Source organism: Rectinema subterraneum, assembly GCA_009768935.1.
GTDB lineage: Bacteria > Spirochaetota > Spirochaetia > Treponematales > Rectinemataceae > Rectinema > Rectinema subterraneum.
Genome location: WESA01000019.1, coordinates 19,064 through 32,402 on the forward strand (window position 1 = coordinate 19,064; position 13,339 = coordinate 32,402).

Consider the following 13,339-nt stretch of genomic DNA (forward strand, 5'->3'; position numbering starts at 1 on the left):
AGCGATGCACGGAACGAACCATGGCGCACTCAGTGCAATATTTTCAGGCCATATTTTGTGTATGCATCGGCTTTTCCATCCGATGACAAAAAGAAATAATCCGAAGTGATGGCTTGCCAGACAAGGATGCGGTCAAAGGGGTCTCTGTGCTCTATTGGCAGCCTGTAGAATGAGATGAGTTCGTCGTTTGTAAAAGTGCGGCATCTGAGGAAGCTGTTTTCTATTTCGCGATAGAGATCTTCAGGGCTTATTCCCTCGAAAACAAGCTTCCCAAGGTTATATTTGATCGAGATTTCCCAGAGGCTTGCTTGGCTGTAGAAGATTTCGTTGTCTTCCGCAAGAATGATATCCATAAGTCTTTTTTCTATTCTATACGTATCGAGGAATGCCCAGAGCAAGTAGTGGGTGTCGAGCAATATGTTCATGAGTTCAATAATTCCTCATCGGAGATGGTCCAATCCTCACTGATCCGAATTTTTGCCTTGCCTTCAAGGGTCCCCAATTTTCTTTCTTTCATTTTTTTGTACTGTTCAATAGGCACGATAACCGCTATGGTTTCTTTCTTTTTCCCGAAGGTAATTCCTATTTCGGAGCCCGCCTCGACTTCCTTGAGGACAGAGGAAAATTGAGCTCTGATTTCGGCGACTTGGAAGGTTTTCATAATGGTAGTATATCGAATTAGTACATAATGGTCAAGTTGTACATTTATCATGCCCGCGCGAGCCCCGCCGCCCACAGCGCAGCAAAAATCTCAGGCTAGATTCCCGTAAACGTGAGCCAGCCACCGATAATCCGCACCAGGCCAATCGCTCCTGCTATTTCGAGGATTGCGAGCACGAAAAACAGCGCAGAAAGAAGCCAGGGAAGGGTCGGGCGCCGCGTAGAGCCGGAGTTCGCTGTTGTTTGAGGCGAAGCAGGCTGTGTCTGGTCCGGTGCTATGGCCTCTTCTTGCAAGTGCGTGCGGCGGCGATTCAGGATTACCCTGAATGAGAGCGCCGCGAATAACAGCCAGACAGCAGCGCCAATCAATCTCGAAAAGAAAGGAGAAGAGGCATCAAAGCTCAAAAGCACTATTCCAGCCTGGGCAGCCAAAGCAGAAATGCGCGAAACCGAGCCCAGCACCATCACGATACCGAATGCCACAAGCAACAGGCCCGAGACAATGCGAACGCCATTGCCATGTTTTTTCAGAAAGCCCAGAAGCGGCGAAAGGCGTTCAAAAAAGAGTGCGCTCGCGATAAACGGGATTGCGAATCCTGCGGAGTAGGCAACCAGAAGGAGGGCTGCGGCTGCAATGTTTGCATTTCGCGCGGCCATCAACAAAATCGATGCAAGAATAGGCCCGATGCACGGCGACCAGCCTGCAGCGAACGCTAATCCCATCAGGAAAGAATTAACCTGACCCCGACCTTTACCTGCAAATTTCTGGATGAGCCGGGCATCATTGTTCAAAATCCGGATAAAATCGAACATGATGTTGAACCCGAGCACAATGACAATGATTCCAGCAATTTGCCCGAACAGTCTCGAAGCCCCGGCGCCTGCAAAGCTCATGCCACCCGAGAAAATGATGCCCAGCAGTGTAAATGCGAGCGTAAATCCGGCGGAGAACATGAGGCTTGCAGTGAGTAGCTTTGCCCGTTTTTGCTGGCCCGAAAGCTCTTTTATCGTAAGTCCTGATAAAAGAGAAAGATATGCAGGAAGCAGCGGGAGCACACAAGGAGAAATAAAGGAGACAAGTCCTGCGGCAAAGGCAGCGATCAGGTCGGGTTGATTCATTTGCGCGCAAGCTCCTTCATGATGCGCACAAACTCGGGATTGTCGTATTCAAAAGCACCGATAATGCCCGCGATGAATTTCCCATTCTTGTCGAGAATATAGGTTGTGGGGATGCCGCGGGATGCATACAGCGCGGCAAGGCTGTTTTTCGGGTCGACATAGACAGGGTAGGTGATCTTGTTCTGTTCCAGAAACGTTTTGACACTGGCAGGAGGCTCGCCAAGATCAATTGCCATGATTTCGAATTTTTCGCCTTTCATGGTTTCGTGAAGCTTCTGAATGGTGGGGATTTCCTGCTTGCACGGTGGGCACCAGGTTGCCCAGAAATTGAGGAGAGTGATATTGCCTTTGGTGGAAAGGCGGCTTTTCAGGCTCCCGTTGATTGCAGCAACACTGAAATTGGGCTGTTCGAAGGGCTGGTCGAACACATAAAAACCGAGGGCCTCGAGGCCGGAAGCATACCATGGCCGCGTTTCGGCAGCTGCGGCAGGCTGTGCGGAGGATAGCACAATAATCAACGAAAGCAGAATGAATGATGATGATTGAAAGATCAATCTGGAACTGAGCGGGCGATTCTGGCTGTGTGCCATAGTGTCTCCTGTTCTTGGCTGCGCTATGTACGCGCCTTTTTTAAGTCAATCAGTTGCGCGGGGCGTGTATAGACACAAGCGATCGGCGCAACGCAACATATAAAGTTTAATATATAATAAACAATTGAGCAACTGAGTTACAGGGTTTGAAGGAAAGAAGGGACAAGGAAAGATCGAAATTTTACGTAAAATTTTTTGTTACGTTAAGTTTTTGGCGGCGCCTTCGTCGTGCCGTTGCCGCTTTGCTCCGAAATCATTACTATTCAATCGGATCTTTTTAAATTGATGCAAGGAGTCCTTAAAAAAATGAAACTCGCAGAGCCGCAGACTACCGAAACCGAAGCCAAACGGCCCGAAGAACCTTTGAGCGAACGTTTTCTCAAAACCCGCACTGTCCTTCTTGTCGGCGAGGTCGACAAAGATCTTTCCGAAAAAGTGGTTCGACAGCTCTTGCTGCTCGACAGTATGTCCGAAGAACCAATCACGCTGCTTATCGATTCCCCGGGCGGCGATGTCTATGCCGGATTCTCGATTTTCGATGTGATCCGCTTTATCAAAGCGCCGGTGCGCATTGTCGGGATCGGTCTTGTTGCTTCAGCCGCAGCGCTGATTTTACTTGCAGTGCCCAAGGAGCGGCGTTTTGGCCTGCCCAATTCGTCGTATCTGATTCATCAGCCTCTTTCGGGGATGAATGGGGTTGCTACCGAAATCGAAATTCATGCGCGTGAGCTCGAAAAAACGCGCGCGCGAATCAACGAGATCATCGCCGAAGCAACCGGGCAGCAGCTCGAAAAAATCACCAAAGACACTGACAGGGATTTCTGGATGAATGCGCCCGAAGCGATGCAGTATGGGCTTATCGGCAAGGTGATCGCCTCCAGAAACGAACTTATATAGAACGAAAAAGCGAGCGCCCGCCCCTTCAAATTTGAAGCGCGGAGCATGCCGGATGCGTCTTCCTTATGGAGAATAAGGAGGAAGTGTGCGTCCGGCATTTCTTTTTTTCGCAGCAATTGCCATGCTTGTCATCAGTTGCCGCTGTTCGCTCGGCTCTGTCGATCAGGCGCAAGAAATTCGCATTGTTTCGTACAATGTCCACAATCTCTTCGATGCCGAGGAAAGCGGCAACGAGTACCCCGAATTCAAGCCATCGAAAGGGAAATGGACAAAAGAGCTGTATGCAAAACGCCTGGCGAGTGTCATCGAAGCGGTTCGATCGCTTGGCAAGGGCAAAGACTCAGGCTCCGCGCAGGCCCGGGATCCTGATATTCTCTGCGTCCAGGAAATCGAGAATGAAAAAGTGCTTGCAGACCTTGCAGAGCATTTCCGCAAAGGGGCTTATCGATATTGGGCGATAAGCGGACCGAAGGACAGCATCATCCATACAGGGGTTCTTTCACGCTTTCCTGTGACAGCAATGCACACCCATTCGGTAATGGATGCGTGGGGATTTGGTCCTTTGCGGGACATTCTCGAGGTCGAGCTGGATACTAGCGGCGCAACGAGTGACGCAGACCGCATTTTGCTCCTCATCTGCCACTGGAAATCCAAACGGGAAGGCGAGCAGGAAACCGAATCCGCGCGGCGCGCCGCCGCAGCTTTGTTGGCCCAACGAATTCGCGAAATCGAATCGGAAAAACCAGATTTGCCAATTATTGTGTGTGGCGATTTCAACGAGTCGCCGGATGAATATCTCAGGATAAGCAGGCGCTATCCCACTGCCCTGATGCCGCTTGAATCTGGCTCTCCACCAGCAGCAGCCGAAGGCGAGCCACTCTGGGTTTCCCAAAGTTTTTTGCAGCCCGGTGGTTCATCACCCGATGATGCATCAAGAGTAGCGCTCTACAGCCCGTGGGCAGAAAAACCCGATGGGTTCAGCATTGCCTATCGCGATAAGCGTGAGCAGTTCGATGGATTTCTTCTGAATGCAGCCTTACAGGATGGGTTCGGGCTCGAGTATGAAGGTTTTTGTACTTCTGAATCGCCTGTTCTTTTCGATGCATCCGGCAAACCTTTCGAATGGAATGGCAGTTCCGGCTATTCTGATCATTTGCCTGTCTGCCTTGTTCTTCAGAAAAATGCCGGGCAAGCCCGGGTACGCTACTAAATGTATCGATGCAATATAGTCAATATAACTTGATGAAGCGTAATTAATAATTGCATCCCGAAATAACGTGTGCTAATCTTGCTTCCAGGAGGCATATATGGTTTCAGGTGTTGTTGCGTTATTGCTTTTGTTGCTAGCGGTAATTCTCATCATCATCCTGACGGGCAGGTACAAAATGAACGCCTTCCTCGTACTGATAGGCGTTTCTTTTGTCTTCGGACTGCTCATCGGTCTGAAGCCGCTGGATGTCATCGCGGGCATTAAAAATGGGTTCGGCGGCACGCTGACGAACATCGGCATTGTCATTGTGGCGGGCACCATTATGGGCACAATTCTCGAAAAAACAGGCGCAGCGCTTTCCATGACACAAGCTATTCTCAAGCTGGTCGGCAAATCCCGTGCTCCGCTCGCGATGAATGTCGCAGGCTACATTGTTTCGATTCCAGTGTTCTGCGATTCGGGATATGTCATTCTGAATCCTCTCAACAAGGCGCTTGCAAAGGAATCGGGCATTTCGATGGCTGTCATGGCGGTCGCTCTTTCCACGGGCTTGTACGCGACCCATACGATGGTTCCGCCGACTCCCGGCCCGATTGCAGCAGCGAGCGCACTGGGTGCGGATCTCGGGAAAGTGATTCTGCTCGGCCTCATTGCTGCAATCCCGGCATCACTGGCAGGGCTTCTCTGGGCAACCAAATTTGCGAAGAGGTATGAAATCGAGCCGGAGATTCACGAGACCTATTCGGAAATTGTAAAAAAATTCGGCAAATTGCCAGGAACTTTCCTATCGTTTCTTCCAATTGTACTGCCCATTGCGCTCATTCTTCTGAAAAGTGTGGCAGAATTCCCCTCGAAGCCTTTTGGCAATGGCGGTTTCCGTATCTTCCTTTCGTTCATTGGCGATCCCGTCACTGCGTTGATAATCGGTGTGCTTGTTTCATTGCTTCTCGTACAGAAAGGCGAACTGAAGAATGCTATTTCTGGCTGGATGGGTGAAGGCATCAAGGAATCAGCAATAATTCTTGTTATCACCGGCGCGGGCGGCGCATTTGGCCAGATTATCAAGGCCAGCCCCATCACTGAATTCATCAAGACAAACATGGCGGGCATGCAGCTCGGAATCTTCCTGCCATTTATCATTTCAGCTGCTCTCAAGACAGCTCAAGGCTCATCAACCGTCGCGATTGTAACCACTGCCGGCATTATGGCGCCTTTGCTGCAGACACTCGGCCTCGATCCGGCACTCACCACGATCGCCATTGGCGCTGGTTCAATGGTGGTCTCCCATGCAAACGACTCCTATTTCTGGGTTGTATCACAATTCTCTGGAATGCCAGTAAATATCGCATACAAGGCATATACTTCCGCGACCGCAATAGAAGGCGCAGTCGCCTTCATTGCCATTCTCATATTGTCCTTGTTCGTGCATTGATGTAGTCTTTGAGGTCGATGAACAAGCTGTATGCAACATTGTGCGAGCGATTCGGCCTCAATGCCTACATTGCAGGCGACTATGCCAAAGCTGAACGTTGGTTTCGAAAACTTGAGCAATCGGAGCCGAACTCGATTCGCGTACTTCGCAATCTTGGGGTAATTCTCCTAGCCCAGGGCAGGTCCGAAGAAGCCGAACGCTATTTATTAAAAGAAGAAAAGCTGTACGGCTCTTCGTTCTATCGACATTCAGCGCTTGCCGATCTTGCATATGCGACCGGAAAAAGAAAAGAAGCGGAACGACGCTATCGCAAAGCGCTTCAGGAGCCAGAATGTGCCGAAGGAGGCAAGGCTTTCCATATGAGGCTCCTTATGGAAAAGCGGCTCGCGATATGCGAAGATGAAAAAAGATTTGCGGCCACCAGAAAAGCCATGGAGCTTTTCAAACAGGCAGAAGATCTGAGAGAAGCTGGTGCTCATGAGGATGCAGTCGCCATGTTTTTAAAATCGTTCGAATTGGATGAGACAAACTGGCCGGCGCTGAACAATGCAGCTTCAATCCTTTTCAATAAGCAGAGCAAGCCCGAAGAAGCAAAGCCGCTGTTCGAAAAAGCATTCGAACTTTCGCACAGCATCCAGGTAGCCCGCAATCTCGAGCTTTGTCAGCAATCGCTCAATAGAACAAAAAAGAGGAACTCATGATGAATACAAAAACCATGCTGAACCTGCGCCAAGATGCCGAAGCGATCTTTCGGGCTGCAGTGGAGCGAGTGCGCCCCGAGCGCCTTTTTTCGTATAGCCTGTCGCTCGATGGCTCGAAGCTTGTTGTAGGCGATGGCCAGGCCGTGCGCGGATACGATCTCGACAAGTACGAGCGAATAGTGCTGGCTGCTTTCGGCAAGGCATCGATTCCAATGGCTGCAAGCCTTGCTGCACTTCTGGGTGAGCGGGTTTCACAGGGGCTTGTTATCACGAAAGCTCCCGAAGGAGGCCAGCCTCTGGCGTTCGATCCCGAAACGCGCACGCTTTTCACCGAGCGCTCCATCCATATAATCGAAGCAGGACATCCAGTACCGGACCAGCGCTCCATGCTCGCAGGCAAGGAGATGCTTGCGCTTGCCTCGCAGGTGCGAGAATGGGAAAAGCGAGGCAGCCATACGCTCGTATGCGTGCTCATATCCGGAGGTGGAAGCGCTTTGCTCAGCAGCCCTGCCGAAGGTTTGACGCTTGAGGACAAGGCCGCAGTGACACGCCTCTTGCTCGCATGCGGTGCGACCATCCATGAAATCAATGCTGTGCGGAAGCATCTTTCGGCGATAAAGGGCGGGCTTCTGGCGCGTGCGCTATTTCCAGCCGAAACACTCGCTCTCGTGCTGTCGGATGTGATGGGCGATGATCTGGATGCCATCGCTTCCGGTCCGACTGTGCCGGATACCAGTACCTGGCAGGATGTAAAGGCTATTTTCGATCGGTATGGACTCTTCGACGCATTGCCTGAATCGGTGGTTCACATAATTGAGGAAGGCTGCGAAGGCGAGCGCCCCGATACTCCAAAACCGGGGGACCCAATCTTCAGAGCTTGTTCAACGATACTGGTAGGCACCAATTTTCATGCAATTATCGAGGCGGAGCGCAAGAGCAAGGATCTCGGGTATCACACGCTGGTCATAGGCACGCGTCTTTCCGGCGAAGCACGCGAAATCGCTAAGGTGTTTTCGGGCGCTGTCCAGGATATCCTGCTCCACAAAATTCCAGTCGCCACGCCTGCCTGCATCATTGCGGGAGGCGAAACGACCGTGACAATTCGCGGCCACGGAAAGGGCGGGAGGAATCAAGAGATGGCGCTCTCTTTTCTTGAAGAGCTTGCGCACTATCCATCAGCATTGCGTGGTCAGCTCGATCGAATTGCATTTCTCTCCGCGGGAACCGATGGAAACGATGGCCCCACCGATGCGGCCGGCGCATTTGCTGATGCCGCGGTTATCGAACGCGCAAAGGCGCACGCCTTGAATCCTGCTCACTATCTCGCGGAGAACGACTCGTACACATTCTTTGACAAGGCAGGAGCATTATTCAAGACCGGCCCGACCGGCACGAATGTGTGCGACATACAGATTCTCATTGTAAAATAGAAAATTACTCAGGAGAAACATGATGAAATCAGACTCGCAGCTAAAGCTTGCGGTCCTTATCGATGCGGATAATACGCAGCCAGCCATTATCGACGGGCTTCTGGCCGAAATTGCCAAATACGGAATAGCCAGCGTAAAAAGAATTTATGGCGACTGGACAAACCCGAATCTCCGGGGATGGAAAGAGCGGCTCCTCGAGTATGCCATTCAGCCTGTCCAGCAGTTTGCCTACACAACCGGCAAGAATTCCACGGACAGTGCGATGATCATCGATGCGATGGATCTGCTCTATACCGAAAATCTGGACGGCTTCTGCATTGTATCGAGCGACTCGGATTTTACCCGCCTTGCCGCGCGTCTTCGTGAAGATGGCAAACTGGTGCTCGGCTTTGGCCAGCGCAAAACTCCAAAGCCCTTTGTCGCAGCATGCGACAAATTCATTTACACCGAAATCTTGCAGGAAAATGTGGGTGAAACTGATGAGGAGCGGGAAAGCCATCCCGACAAGGATGCTGCAAGCAAACGTGCCGCCGCCCAACCCGACATAAAAGATGACAAGAAGCTCAAAGCGCTCCTTCTGAGCGCCGCCGAAGAAGCTGCCGATGAATTCGGATGGGCATACCTTGGAGAGGTTGGCACCTATATCGCCAATCGGCTGCCGGAATTCGACCCTCGAAACTATGGATTCCGCAAACTCGGAGAGCTCATCAAGGCGACAAATTTATTCGAAATAGATGAGCGTACGAACCCCATGGTGCCCGGCAAGCAGGTGTATTTGCGAATAAAGCATAGGGGGCGGAGCTAAAACCCCAAAATTGTGGTGCGGTTTTTTCTGCCGATTTCGGCGAGCATCGCATAGGTCGCGCCCGGATCCGAAACGCCCGGGTTCGGGACACGCGATGCCTTTTGTGTATTCTGAGCCTCTTTTGGGTCGACCATCATCGCTCTGCGAGCATTTGCATACTCGATAGCGAACTGGTTCATCGAAAAATGCCGAAAAAGCCACACGCGCTCGCGCAATTCGAAAGGCGCCCCAAGGCATAATGCGCGCAACTCTTCAGCCCAGGGTCGGAAAATACCTTTGGGCCTGAGCTCGCCAATACCCGATACCCACAACGGACACTCAAGGATTTCTAGCAAATCGAAGGCAAAGCGCGCCATTTCTCTTTGGCTGTCAACCAGCAGGTCAGCAAGCTCATCGCTGCGCGACCCGGCGGCGCGCACCAGTAGGCGAAGTTCCGCAGTTTTCGGCGTGTGAATTGGCGTCTTGTTGATGATAAGCGTTGAAGACCTGAAATCGATTCCCAGATTTTCCCGGAACCACGATACCGCGAGTTTCCCTGATTGGCCAACAAGATAACGGTGGTTTTTGGCCTTCTGCTCCTGAATGCCGGGATTGTCCGCAACGATGATAAAGCGTGGCTCGGACTTGGCAGTGATATCTTCCAGCGCGAGATTGTAGACGACAGGGGTTTCCAGATCTGCCTCGTAGTAGCCACGGGCATTGTATACTGTTCGCTGGGCTTCGAGGATCCACTGCGCATTCTCTGATATCGACGAAATATAAAGCCGGATTTTTTCGCGCACATCGCAAAAGCGCGCGAATTGCGTGTCGGTCATGTAATATCCTTTGGCTCGCCCTTGCATATTACGGCTGCTTTAGCGCAGGCGCGGTTCAAAAAACGTTCGAAGCATGCTATTCTGCCATTATGAGAGTTTTTTCTTTGATTGCAACAACTCTTGCGGCGGCGTTTGCCTTTGTATCGAGCTCGGCGTGTGCCGCGCAGAAAAACGATACTCTTTCCAGGTTGCCTGCCGATATACGCGCTGAAGCTCAGGCGGCGCTGTCGGCAGTGCGTCTTGGCGATGAAGACCGCAGTCGCATCGCGGCCGCAATCAATCAGGCTCCTTCGGAATTTGCGAGCCTTTTTCATGAAGTGCGCGCAGTCATGAATGCAGACCCGAATCTTTTGCGCCGCGTGGACAAGACGGTTGCGCTGCCTGCTTCTTTCATTCCCGGCGACCTTGTGTCGCTCGATGGCGCCTTTCCGTATGCGGTTTCGAAAAAAGGCATGATGCTTCGTAAGCCTGCGCGCGAAGCGCTGGCGCGCATGGCAGAAGCCGCCCGAAAAGACGGTATCACGCTCGTTGTCTCGTCTGCGTACCGCTCATATGAGTACCAGAAAACAGTATTCGAGCGCAATGTCAAAGAAATGGGCAAGATCGAAGCGGAGCGGGTATCTGCTCCTCCCGGCATGTCCCAGCACCAGCTTGGCACCGCCATAGATTTTGGCTCGATAACCGATGCATTTGCGGAGACTGCTGCCAGCAAGTGGCTTGCAGCGCATGCTTCCACATTTGGCTTTTCGCTTTCCTTCCCGAAAAATATGGAAGAGGTGACCGGCTACCGTTGGGAGAGCTGGCACTACCGCTATATCTCGCCCGCTGCGGCGCAGATGCAGGATAGGTTCTTCCTCGGCGTGCAGCAGTATCTCATCGAGTTTCTTTCGGGGGTCTGACCCCCTTTTTTAAATTTTTAAAAAAGGGGTCAGACCCCATTCCAGAATGTCAGCGACCGCGTCTTCTTCATTTGTTCGAGCCGAAACGAAGCGGGCGATCGCGCGGATCTCGTCGGCCGCATTCGCCGGAGCGCATCCCCAGCCTGCTTTGAAAATCATATCGTAATCGTTCCGAGCATCGCCTATTGCAAGCACTGACTCCATATCAAGCCCGAGCCGCGCAGTGAGGCGCTCGAGCGCCGCTCCTTTGGTTGCACCCTTAGGCAATATTTCGAGAAAATAGGGTTTTGATGTCACAATCTCTGCCCGATCGCCGATGCGATTTACAAGACCCTGGTAAAGAGCCTCGATTTGTTCAGGCTCACCGCACACCAGAATTTTGGTTTGATCCTCGCTCAGGATTGTGTCAAAATCGCGGATGACCTCGAGCGGCTGGCCTGTGAATTCCTGATCCATAATCGCCCATTTGTTCATTCTGTTACAATAAATTTTGCCGCCGATATAGAGCTGCCATAAATATCCTTTGCGCTCAAGGTCCGAAGCCACTTCCTTGCAGAAGGCTGCAGAGAGTTTGAGGTCTTCTATCAACCTGCCCGAGCTGGCGCGTATGAGCTGCGCTCCGTTTGAGCCGATGAGATAATCGCCTCTGCGGTGAATAAAAAGCTCTTCTGCGTAACGGCGCATGGAGTGGTAATTTCTCCCCGACGCGAGCACAATATGAATTCCCAGATTCTCAGCCCGCTGCAATGCCTGCTTGTTTTGTTCCGAAATAGTGAGATCAGCGCGTAGCAGCGTGTCATCGAGGTCGAGCGCGATGAGCTTGATCGGCGCTGCTGGTTTGTTTCTGTTCATATGCACCAGTTATACAAGGAAGAGGCGCCTCGGTTAAATAGGGCGAAGGGCCAGCGCCGACGGTCCGCAGCAATCAAATGCACCCAAGCAAAACACGGCAAGCTGCCGGCGCCCGAAGCCTGCACTCATCAATAAGGCGTTTCGGTTAAATAGGGTAAGCTGCCGGCGCGCCGATAGCCGCTACTTCACCTTTGCGCGCTCTTGAAGTAGGCTAGCGGCAATGGCCCCGCAAGAAAATCACGAAAACAGCGCAGCCCGCGCATCGACGCCGGAAACAGCAGCATCGACGCCAGCACCGACGCTGGAATCAGATGCCGCATCGGCGAAAATGGTGCGAAGCGCCGGCATGCTTTCGGTGCTGACCATGATTTCGCGAGTTCTTGGCCTTATCCGCGAGATGACGAAGGCGCGCTTTCTCGGCACCGGGATATATTCCGACGCATTTACTGTTTCCTTTATTATACCGAATTTCACGCGGCGCCTTTTTGCGGAAGGCTCGATTACCGTCGCGTTCATTCCGACCTACAAAGGCTATCTCCATGCGCAAAACGACGAGGAGACGCGTACCTTTCTCTCCGCGAGCCTGACGGTTCTGACTATCTGTGTCACCGCAGCTGTGGCACTGGGAATTGCCCTTGCCCCATGGATTGTCAAGCTTTTTGGTTCCGAACCGGTTGAAACGGCGCTGCTCACCAGGATCATGTTTCCATTCCTGGCTCTTGTTTCTTTTGCTGCTCTTCTGCAGGGAATCCTGAATTCGCATGAGATTTTCAATCCTTCGGGGCTTGCGCCGATTCTGTTCAATATTTGCTTTATCGTGGTTCCCTGGCTTGTCGGGAGCAGACTCGGAAATCCTGCGCGTGCAATGGCTGTGGGTGTTGTGATTGGTGGGCTTGCACAGGCGCTCGTGCAGCTGCCAGCGGTGCTCAGGCTGGGAATACGTTTCGGATTCATGAATCCAGCGCGAGCGTTCCTGAACCCGGGCATGCGCAAGGTGTTTGCGCTCATTGCGCCGACGATTCTCGGCATGGCGGCATATCAGGTGAATGACCTGGTAAGCACAGCATTTGCGTCGCGGGCAGGCACAGGGGTTGCCTCAAGCCTCCAGTATTCGCTGCGGCTCCAGGAATTGATTCTCGGCATTTTTGCAGTTTCGGCGGGGACGGTGCTCTTGCCGCGCCTTGCGGATGCAGTTCGGGAACATGCCTGGCGCGACTATTCCAGCACGCTGGGGCGGACAATGCGTTCTCTTCTTCTGCTCACAGTGCCGGTTGCAGTGTTTTCCATGGCTTTTCCGGAGCGCATCGTTACCTTGCTTTTCAAGAGCGGAGATTTTACCGATGTGTCGGTTCGCCTCACCGCAAGCGCTTTTTTCTGGCACCAGACGGGGCTTGTATTTATAGCGATGAACAGGCTGATTGCGCCAGCGTTCTATGCGCGCAGTGATACAAAGACGCCGACATGGGCGGGCATCGCGAGCTTTGGCGTGAATGTGGTGCTGGTTCTGGCGCTCGCGTTTCGGTTCCAGGGGCCGGGCATTGCGTTCGCGCTTTCGTTTTCCAGCGCGATGAATACCGGACTTCTTGTGTGGGCCCTCATAAAGGGAAATATCGAGGGTGTGCGGCATGAGCTCTGGGACGCCCTGAAGTATGCGATCAGGATGGCAATTTTTTCGGCCGTTGCGGTTGTGCCGGCTTTGTTTGTCGACAGGGCGGTGTACGCGAAGGTTGCGGACGCCCACTCACGGCTTATCTCAGCCGGCGTCCCGCTGGTTGCGGGGACGGTTGTGTTTGCGGCGGTCGGCATTGCGCTCCTTGTGTTGACAAAAGATTCAGTAGCTGCTTCAATAACCAATGCATTCTCTCGAAAAACCCGCGGGAGAGGTAGATAGCGATATTGACATATCCCTCATCGAGTGATATATTCGCC

Annotated in this window: 14 protein-coding genes; 8 read left to right on the plus strand and 6 right to left on the minus strand. The window is 52.4% G+C overall.

Annotation, left to right across the window (positions count from 1 at the left end; all coding sequences use genetic code 11):
- Positions 1-29: 29 nt before the first annotated feature.
- The 4 genes from GAP13_RS06445 to GAP13_RS06460 form a co-directional block, all read right to left on the minus strand.
- Positions 30-425: a type II toxin-antitoxin system VapC family toxin gene (locus tag GAP13_RS06445; protein WP_158907366.1), complete on the minus strand. Its 396-nt coding sequence runs from the start codon at positions 423-425 to the stop codon at positions 30-32.
- Positions 422-661 (minus strand): type II toxin-antitoxin system Phd/YefM family antitoxin, encoded by a 240-nt coding sequence (locus GAP13_RS06450; protein WP_158907368.1) that lies wholly within the window; start codon positions 659-661, stop codon positions 422-424. Before GAP13_RS06450 ends, GAP13_RS06445 begins: the two co-directional genes overlap by 4 nt.
- Positions 662-756: 95 nt before the next feature.
- On the minus strand, positions 757-1,779 hold the full coding sequence (locus GAP13_RS06455; RefSeq protein WP_158907370.1) for a cytochrome c biogenesis protein CcdA: 1,023 nt from the start codon (positions 1,777-1,779) through the stop codon (positions 757-759).
- Positions 1,776-2,369 (minus strand): TlpA family protein disulfide reductase, encoded by a 594-nt coding sequence (locus tag GAP13_RS06460; RefSeq protein ID WP_158907372.1) that lies wholly within the window; start codon positions 2,367-2,369, stop codon positions 1,776-1,778. The genes GAP13_RS06455 and GAP13_RS06460 overlap by 4 nt, the downstream gene beginning before the upstream one ends.
- Before the next feature lie 306 nt (positions 2,370-2,675).
- Between GAP13_RS06460 and GAP13_RS06465 the strand changes: the two genes are divergently transcribed.
- The 6 genes from GAP13_RS06465 to GAP13_RS06490 all read left to right on the plus strand — a co-directional run bounded on the left by GAP13_RS06465 (position 2,676) and on the right by GAP13_RS06490 (position 8,844).
- Positions 2,676-3,266 carry an ATP-dependent Clp protease proteolytic subunit gene (locus GAP13_RS06465; RefSeq protein WP_158907374.1) on the plus strand — a complete coding sequence of 197 codons (591 nt, stop codon included), beginning with the start codon at positions 2,676-2,678 and terminating at the stop codon, positions 3,264-3,266.
- Positions 3,267-3,351: 85 nt separating this feature from the next.
- Positions 3,352-4,476 carry an endonuclease/exonuclease/phosphatase family protein gene (locus GAP13_RS06470; protein ID WP_158907376.1) on the plus strand — a complete coding sequence of 375 codons (1,125 nt, stop codon included), beginning with the start codon at positions 3,352-3,354 and terminating at the stop codon, positions 4,474-4,476.
- Positions 4,477-4,573: 97 nt separating this feature from the next.
- Entirely contained in the window at positions 4,574-5,908 is a 1,335-nt protein-coding gene (locus tag GAP13_RS06475) for a GntP family permease (protein WP_158907378.1), read from the plus strand.
- A 17-nt stretch (positions 5,909-5,925) separates the two neighbouring features.
- Complete coding sequence (locus GAP13_RS06480) at positions 5,926-6,609, plus strand: tetratricopeptide repeat protein (protein WP_158907380.1); 684 nt, start codon at positions 5,926-5,928, stop codon at positions 6,607-6,609.
- A complete protein-coding gene (locus GAP13_RS06485) occupies positions 6,606-8,039 on the plus strand; it encodes a glycerate kinase type-2 family protein (protein WP_222126166.1) in 1,434 nt (477 codons plus the stop codon). Before GAP13_RS06480 ends, GAP13_RS06485 begins: the two co-directional genes overlap by 4 nt.
- Positions 8,040-8,058: 19 nt before the next feature.
- A complete protein-coding gene (locus tag GAP13_RS06490) occupies positions 8,059-8,844 on the plus strand; it encodes an NYN domain-containing protein (protein WP_158907382.1) in 786 nt (261 codons plus the stop codon).
- Here the strand turns inward: GAP13_RS06490 and GAP13_RS06495 are convergent.
- Positions 8,841-9,659: a hypothetical protein gene (locus GAP13_RS06495; RefSeq protein WP_158907384.1), complete on the minus strand. Its 819-nt coding sequence runs from the start codon at positions 9,657-9,659 to the stop codon at positions 8,841-8,843. The genes GAP13_RS06490 and GAP13_RS06495 overlap by 4 nt on opposite strands.
- 89 nt (positions 9,660-9,748) lie before the next feature.
- Here GAP13_RS06495 and GAP13_RS06500 point away from each other — a divergent pair, with 89 nt between their 5' ends.
- Positions 9,749-10,558, plus strand: a complete 810-nt coding sequence (locus GAP13_RS06500; protein ID WP_241864303.1) for a M15 family metallopeptidase — start codon at positions 9,749-9,751, stop codon at positions 10,556-10,558.
- A 9-nt stretch (positions 10,559-10,567) separates the two neighbouring features.
- Here GAP13_RS06500 and GAP13_RS06505 read toward each other — a convergent pair whose 3' ends face one another.
- Positions 10,568-11,410 (minus strand): Cof-type HAD-IIB family hydrolase, encoded by an 843-nt coding sequence (locus GAP13_RS06505; protein WP_158907386.1) that lies wholly within the window; start codon positions 11,408-11,410, stop codon positions 10,568-10,570.
- Between the two features lie 220 nt (positions 11,411-11,630).
- On the opposite strand from GAP13_RS06505, the gene murJ reads away from it, so the two are divergent.
- Entirely contained in the window at positions 11,631-13,301 is a 1,671-nt protein-coding gene (gene murJ, locus GAP13_RS06510) for a murein biosynthesis integral membrane protein MurJ (protein WP_158907388.1), read from the plus strand.
- The last annotated feature ends 38 nt before the right edge of the window (positions 13,302-13,339 follow it).

What these genes read in the sequence shown, in the direction of transcription:
- GAP13_RS06445 (WP_158907366.1), bottom strand. Translation starts at nt 425, where the DNA reads ATGAACATATTGCTCGACACCCACTACTTGCTCTGGGCATTCCTCGAT.
- GAP13_RS06450 (WP_158907368.1), bottom strand. Translation starts at nt 661, where the DNA reads ATGAAAACCTTCCAAGTCGCCGAAATCAGAGCTCAATTTTCCTCTGTC.
- GAP13_RS06455 (WP_158907370.1), bottom strand. Translation starts at nt 1,779, where the DNA reads ATGAATCAACCCGACCTGATCGCTGCCTTTGCCGCAGGACTTGTCTCC.
- GAP13_RS06460 (WP_158907372.1), bottom strand. Translation starts at nt 2,369, where the DNA reads ATGGCACACAGCCAGAATCGCCCGCTCAGTTCCAGATTGATCTTTCAA.
- GAP13_RS06465 (WP_158907374.1), top strand. Translation starts at nt 2,676, where the DNA reads ATGAAACTCGCAGAGCCGCAGACTACCGAAACCGAAGCCAAACGGCCC.
- GAP13_RS06475 (WP_158907378.1), top strand. Translation starts at nt 4,574, where the DNA reads ATGGTTTCAGGTGTTGTTGCGTTATTGCTTTTGTTGCTAGCGGTAATT.
- GAP13_RS06480 (WP_158907380.1), top strand. Translation starts at nt 5,926, where the DNA reads ATGAACAAGCTGTATGCAACATTGTGCGAGCGATTCGGCCTCAATGCC.
- GAP13_RS06485 (WP_222126166.1), top strand. Translation starts at nt 6,606, where the DNA reads ATGATGAATACAAAAACCATGCTGAACCTGCGCCAAGATGCCGAAGCG.
- GAP13_RS06490 (WP_158907382.1), top strand. Translation starts at nt 8,059, where the DNA reads ATGATGAAATCAGACTCGCAGCTAAAGCTTGCGGTCCTTATCGATGCG.
- GAP13_RS06495 (WP_158907384.1), bottom strand. Translation starts at nt 9,659, where the DNA reads ATGACCGACACGCAATTCGCGCGCTTTTGCGATGTGCGCGAAAAAATC.
- GAP13_RS06500 (WP_241864303.1), top strand. Translation starts at nt 9,749, where the DNA reads ATGAGAGTTTTTTCTTTGATTGCAACAACTCTTGCGGCGGCGTTTGCC.
- GAP13_RS06505 (WP_158907386.1), bottom strand. Translation starts at nt 11,410, where the DNA reads ATGAACAGAAACAAACCAGCAGCGCCGATCAAGCTCATCGCGCTCGAC.
- murJ (WP_158907388.1), top strand. Translation starts at nt 11,631, where the DNA reads ATGGCCCCGCAAGAAAATCACGAAAACAGCGCAGCCCGCGCATCGACG.